The organism is Bacillus sp. 05T31 (assembly GCF_056396725.1).
In genome coordinates this window covers 1-5,040 of the sequence record NZ_JBFTMA010000411.1, presented here as the reverse complement: position 1 = coordinate 5,040, position 5,040 = coordinate 1, and the positions used below count along the sequence as shown (strand labels likewise).

Genomic DNA, 5,040 nt, shown 5'->3' with positions numbered 1-5,040 from the left:
GTGTAGTACATAATGGAACATCCAATTGAAAATTTAATGAAAACAGCAATGACAAATTTAAAAGAGATGGTAGATGTAAATACGATTGTTGGAAGTCCGGTTTCAACAGCTGACGGAAATGTAGTATTAACAGTATCTCAAGTGGCTTTTGGTTTTGGAGCTGGTGGAAGTGACTTTAAAGGGGATTTTATTTCTGAAAAACATAACGGCGGACAAGGGAAGCATAAAGAGAACAGGCAAAGTCATCCATTCGGAGGCGGAAGCGGGGCTGGGGTTTCAATTAGCCCAGTTGCTTTTTTAGTAGTTGGTTCTAACGGTGTGCAAGTGTTGCATCTCAATAGTAGTACACATTTAATTGAAAAAGCGTTAAATACTGTGCCAAGCACTGTGGATAAATTTGTGAATGGTCGCCAAAAGTGAACTTGCATTTTTTAGGAATTATGATATATTAGAAAAAGTGCGCTTTATGACGATCGGAATAATTGAACTGTAAATATATATGATGTGTGGAATAAGGGAGAGGAATTTATGATTAATATCAAAAACTTAGTAGTTGGCTTATGTATGTTAGTAAGCGGTTTTGTTGTATATGTAATAAAAGAAAAAGCTCCATTCTAAAACAGACAAACCGTTAATGTCTGTTTTTAATTTGTAAAAATTGTTGACAAGTTATTGTATTGGTGTTAAAATTTTAATTCGTGTCTCGGTTAAAGCTAGTGTAAAGTAAATAAATCTTATGAATATAATACGAAAAGTTTGCGAAAGATCGGGTAGTCTTACCAACAACTTTTGTGAACAAACCCTATAAATTGTATATGTAAGCTTTATATGTATACTAGTGAATCAAGGAGCGGTCAGTGGAACCGTAATGATGAGAGAGAGGTAGGGCTTTCATCCAGTATATGTTACTTTCCCGTTAGGTGAATATAAAAAAGAGGGCTCCTTTTCAAAAGGAGCCCTCTTTCTATAGATAAATTGAAACTATAATCAGTGAGACCATTCTCGTTAAATGTTAGCTCACAAATAATGTGATAAAAATGATTAAGCGCGGTTTTCAACTTGCTGACAAATTTCATCTGTTGTTAAACCATGTGCTGTAATTACAGATCCTTTTATCGATGTATCTGCAATGCCCATTATATTAGAATCTTGCCCAGTTACAACACAACAATCACAACCTTGTGCATCGTTTTCAGAGTTCCTTTAATTTGTACACACGCCATTGTTATTTCCTCCTTCAATTTGACAAATTGTTTTTTTAAAATAGGATTATGATTACTAAATGAAAAATATGAATGTTATTTTTAGACAGCGTTATTTTTGTTATTTTCCCCCTTTTTCACCAAAAGTCGTTGTATATTCCCGGATTTATAAAATCAGACGTCCGTTTATTGAATACAATAGATTCGTATCAATTGGCGAAAACCCTTCTTTTAAACAAATATTTTTTTTAGTAGAATTTGACGAAAAAAATTTTTTGACTTTTTGTAAACGTTAACAATGTTATTAAATCAATATAAACAAAGATGTACGTACGATTAAAAATTAAAAATTTTCTAAAAATTCACTTGATTTATTTGAAAAGGAGAGTAGACTAGGAAACAATAAAAAACTCATAGAACATAGGGGGCGCTTTCAAGTGAACGAGCAGTGGATTTTCTTAAATGGAGAATTTGTTCCAAAAGACGAAGCAAAGGTTTCAGTATATGATCATGGCTATTTATATGGCGATGGAGTGTTCGAAGGAATTAGGGTATATAGCGGTAATGTTTTCCGTTTGAGAGAGCATCTTGTCCGGTTATATGAATCAGCGAAATCCATCATGTTAGAAATTCCATATACGTTAGAAGAAGCAACGAAAATCGTTGTTGAAACGATTCGACAAAATAAATTATCTAATGGATATATCCGCCTCGTTGTATCAAGAGGACCTGGGAACTTGGGATTAGATCCCGATTCTTGTACGAAACCAAATGTAGTAGTAATTGCAGAGCAATTATCTTTATTTCCACAAGAATATTATGAAAAAGGGATTCCGATTATAACAGTTGCAACGCGTCGCAATCGCCCGGATRTTTTATCGCCTCAAGTAAAATCTTTAAATTACTTAAATAATATTTTAGTTCGCATTGAGGCGAAATTAGCTGGAGTACAAGAAGCACTTATGTTAAATGACCAAGGATATGTAGCTGAAGGCTCTGGAGATAATGTATTTATTGTGAAGGGAAATAAATTAATTACACCACCAAGTTCTGCTGGAGCGTTAGAAGGTATTACACGAAACGCGATTTTAGAAATCGGCGAAAAACTTGGATATGACGTAAGAGAAGAATTATTTACAAGGCATGATGTATATGTAGCTGATGAAGTGTTTTTAACAGGAACAGCTGCTGAAGTAATTGCTGTTACGACAGTAGATGGAAGAACGATTGGTTTAGGTAGAACAGGGCCACATACGAATCGTTTATTAGAAGAATTCCGTAAATTAGTTGTAGAAGATGGAGAGAAAATTTACGAAGAAAATAAAGTTGGATAATAGCTCTTATGACATGATAAAGCGTTGATAGGGAGGAGTAGTTGACTGTGAAGCCTCACAGAGAGTCGGTGGTTGCTGGAAACCGATGGTTCACGTCGACGAACATCACCCTTGAGTGCTAAGTTGAAACGTTTGTTTAGGCTTAGACGGTAGCTCCGTTATTAGCTAGACTCATATCCCGAGTCACTGAGGCAAGAGTAATCTTGCAAAGAAGGGTGGTACCGCGAAATCTTTCGTCCCTTCAGCACATAGCTGGAGTGTGGACGTAGGATTTTTTTATTTTATAAATGTTTTAAAAAAGGGGGCTTATAAGAAAAATGTCTTCAAAAACGGAAGAGAAACTGGCAACTGGTGCACAGCTATTGTTAGAAGCGCTAGAAAAGGAAGGAGTAGAGGTGATTTTTGGTTATCCAGGTGGTGCGGTTTTACCTCTATATGATGCGCTTTATGATTGTGAAATTCCGCATATTTTAACAAGGCATGAGCAAGGTGCAATTCATGCTGCTGAAGGATATGCAAGAATTACAGGAAATCCAGGAGTGGTAATTGCAACAAGTGGACCGGGTGCTACAAATGTTATTACTGGTCTAGCTGACGCAATGATTGATTCATTGCCACTTGTTGTATTTACAGGGCAAGTAGCAACAACGTTAATCGGGAGTGATGCTTTCCAAGAAGCTGATATTATGGGGCTTACGATGCCGGTGACAAAACATAATTATCAAGTACGAAAAGCATCGGATTTACCCCGAATTATTAAAGAAGCATTTCATATCGCTAGAACAGGAAGACCAGGCCCAGTCGTAATTGACCTTCCGAAAGATATGGTAGTAGAGAAAGGTGAGCGATGTAGTGATGTACAAATGGATTTACCAGGATACCAGCCTAATTACGAACCGAATCTACTACAAATAAACAAATTATTACAAGCGATTGMGRYYTCAAAAAARCCRTTAATTTTAGCTGGAGCAGGTGTATTGCATGCRAAGGCATCGAAAGAATTAACAAGYTTTGCTCGTAAATATGAAATTCCTGTTGTTCATACATTACTTGGTCTTGGTGGTTTTCCGCCAGATGATAAATTATTTCTTGGGATGGGAGGAATGCACGGTTCTTACACGGCTAATATGGCGTTATACGAATGTGATCTACTTATAAATATAGGAGCAAGATTTGACGATCGTCTTACTGGAAATTTAGCTTATTTTGCTAAAGAAGCGATTGTCGCACATATAGATATTGATCCAGCGGAAATCGGAAAAAATGTGCCGACTGAAATTCCAATTGTTGCGAGTGCGAAGCAAGCATTAGAAGCTCTACTCAACTTTAAGGAAGGGGAAGTAAATCACAATGATTGGCTCTCATTATTGAATAGTAGAAAAGAAAAATACCCTCTTTCTTACAAAGCGCATTCGGAATGTATTAAGCCTCAATATGCAATTGATATGCTATACGAAATTACGAAAGGGGAAGCGATTGTAACGACAGATGTTGGGCAACATCAAATGTGGGCAGCTCAATATTATCCGCTGAAAAGTCCAGATAAATGGGTAACTTCTGGAGGCTTAGGAACAATGGGCTTCGGATTTCCAGCAGCAATAGGTGCACAAATCGCAAAGCCTGAAGAACTAGTTATTGCAATTGTCGGTGATGCTGGATTTCAAATGACCTTGCAAGAACTAAGTGTRTTAAAAGAGCATTCTTTACCAGTTAAAGTKTTTATTTTAAATAATGAAGCTTTAGGRATGGTAAGACAATGGCAAGAGGAATTTTATAATGGGCGATATTCGCACTCCTTACTTTCATGCCAACCAGATTTTGTTGCGCTTGCCAATGCTTATGGCATAAAAGGTGTTCGTATTGAAGACCCACTTCTTGCAAAGCAACAATTACAGTATGCAATTGAGTTAAGAGAGCCTGTTGTAATTGATTGCCGCGTACTTCAATCCGAAAAGGTAATGCCGATGGTTGCCCCAGGAAAAGGCGTTCATCAAATGGAGGGAGTGGAGAAAAGGTGAAGAGAATTGTAACAGCGACAGTTCGAAATCAAAGCGGTGTGTTAAATCGAATTACAGGTGTTATGACACGTAGACATTTTAATATTGAAAGTATTTCAGTAGGTCATACGGAATCATCGGATATTTCGAGAATGACGATTGTTGTACACGTTGAAAATGAACAGCAAGTTGAGCAGTTAATTAAACAACTTCATAAGCAAATTGATGTACTGAAAGTATCAGATATTACAGAAGAAGCGATGATCGCTAGAGAACTTGCACTTATTAAAGTAGCAACGTCTGTAGCAAGAGCAGAATTATATAGTTTAATTGAACCGTTCCGAGCCGCTGTAATAGACGTTGGGAAGGATTCCATAGTGGTGCAAGTAACAGGTACCCAGGAGAAAGTAGAAGCGTTAATTGAATTACTTCGTCCATATGGTTTGAAAGAAATTGCTAGAACAGGTGTAACAGCATTTACACGTAGTATGAAAAAACAAGATAAAC

At 36.8% G+C, this 5,040-nt stretch carries 6 protein-coding genes, 1 pseudogene and 1 other annotated feature; of the genes and pseudogenes, 6 read left to right on the top strand and 1 reads right to left on the bottom strand.

The features are described from left to right. Positions 1–12: 12 nt before the first annotated feature. Both ytfJ and AC1DJR_RS20635 read left to right on the top strand, forming a co-directional pair. A complete protein-coding gene (ytfJ, locus tag AC1DJR_RS20640; protein ID WP_060750593.1) occupies positions 13–420 on the top strand; it encodes a GerW family sporulation protein in 408 nt (135 codons plus the stop codon). Positions 421–528: 108 nt separating this feature from the next. Beyond that, positions 529–618, top strand: coding sequence for a hypothetical protein (locus tag AC1DJR_RS20635; RefSeq protein WP_000608225.1), 90 nt, complete (start codon positions 529–531; stop codon positions 616–618). Positions 619–1,041: 423 nt separating this feature from the next. On the opposite strand, the pseudogene AC1DJR_RS20630 reads toward AC1DJR_RS20635, so the two are convergent. Then, positions 1,042–1,200: pseudogene (locus tag AC1DJR_RS20630) on the bottom strand (YkuS family protein); the annotation flags it as partial. An 82-nt stretch (positions 1,201–1,282) separates the two neighbouring features. On the opposite strand from AC1DJR_RS20630, the gene AC1DJR_RS20625 reads away from it, so the two are divergent. The 4 genes from AC1DJR_RS20625 to ilvN form a co-directional block, all read left to right on the top strand. Next, complete coding sequence (locus AC1DJR_RS20625) at positions 1,283–1,498, top strand: hypothetical protein (RefSeq protein WP_477003391.1); 216 nt, start codon at positions 1,283–1,285, stop codon at positions 1,496–1,498. A gap of 141 nt (positions 1,499–1,639) precedes the next feature. Continuing rightward, on the top strand, positions 1,640–2,536 hold the full coding sequence (gene ilvE / locus AC1DJR_RS20620) for a branched-chain-amino-acid transaminase (protein WP_477003390.1): 897 nt from the start codon (positions 1,640–1,642) through the stop codon (positions 2,534–2,536). Between the two features lie 15 nt (positions 2,537–2,551). Continuing rightward, positions 2,552–2,780, top strand: a binding site (T-box leader). A gap of 73 nt (positions 2,781–2,853) precedes the next feature. Beyond that, entirely contained in the window at positions 2,854–4,554 is a 1,701-nt protein-coding gene (ilvB, locus tag AC1DJR_RS20615) for an acetolactate synthase large subunit (protein ID WP_477003389.1), read from the top strand. Further along, positions 4,551–5,040: acetolactate synthase small subunit (gene ilvN / locus AC1DJR_RS20610; RefSeq protein WP_477003388.1), on the top strand; the 490-nt coding region annotated here is incomplete at its 3' end. The genes ilvB and ilvN, both read left to right, overlap by 4 nt.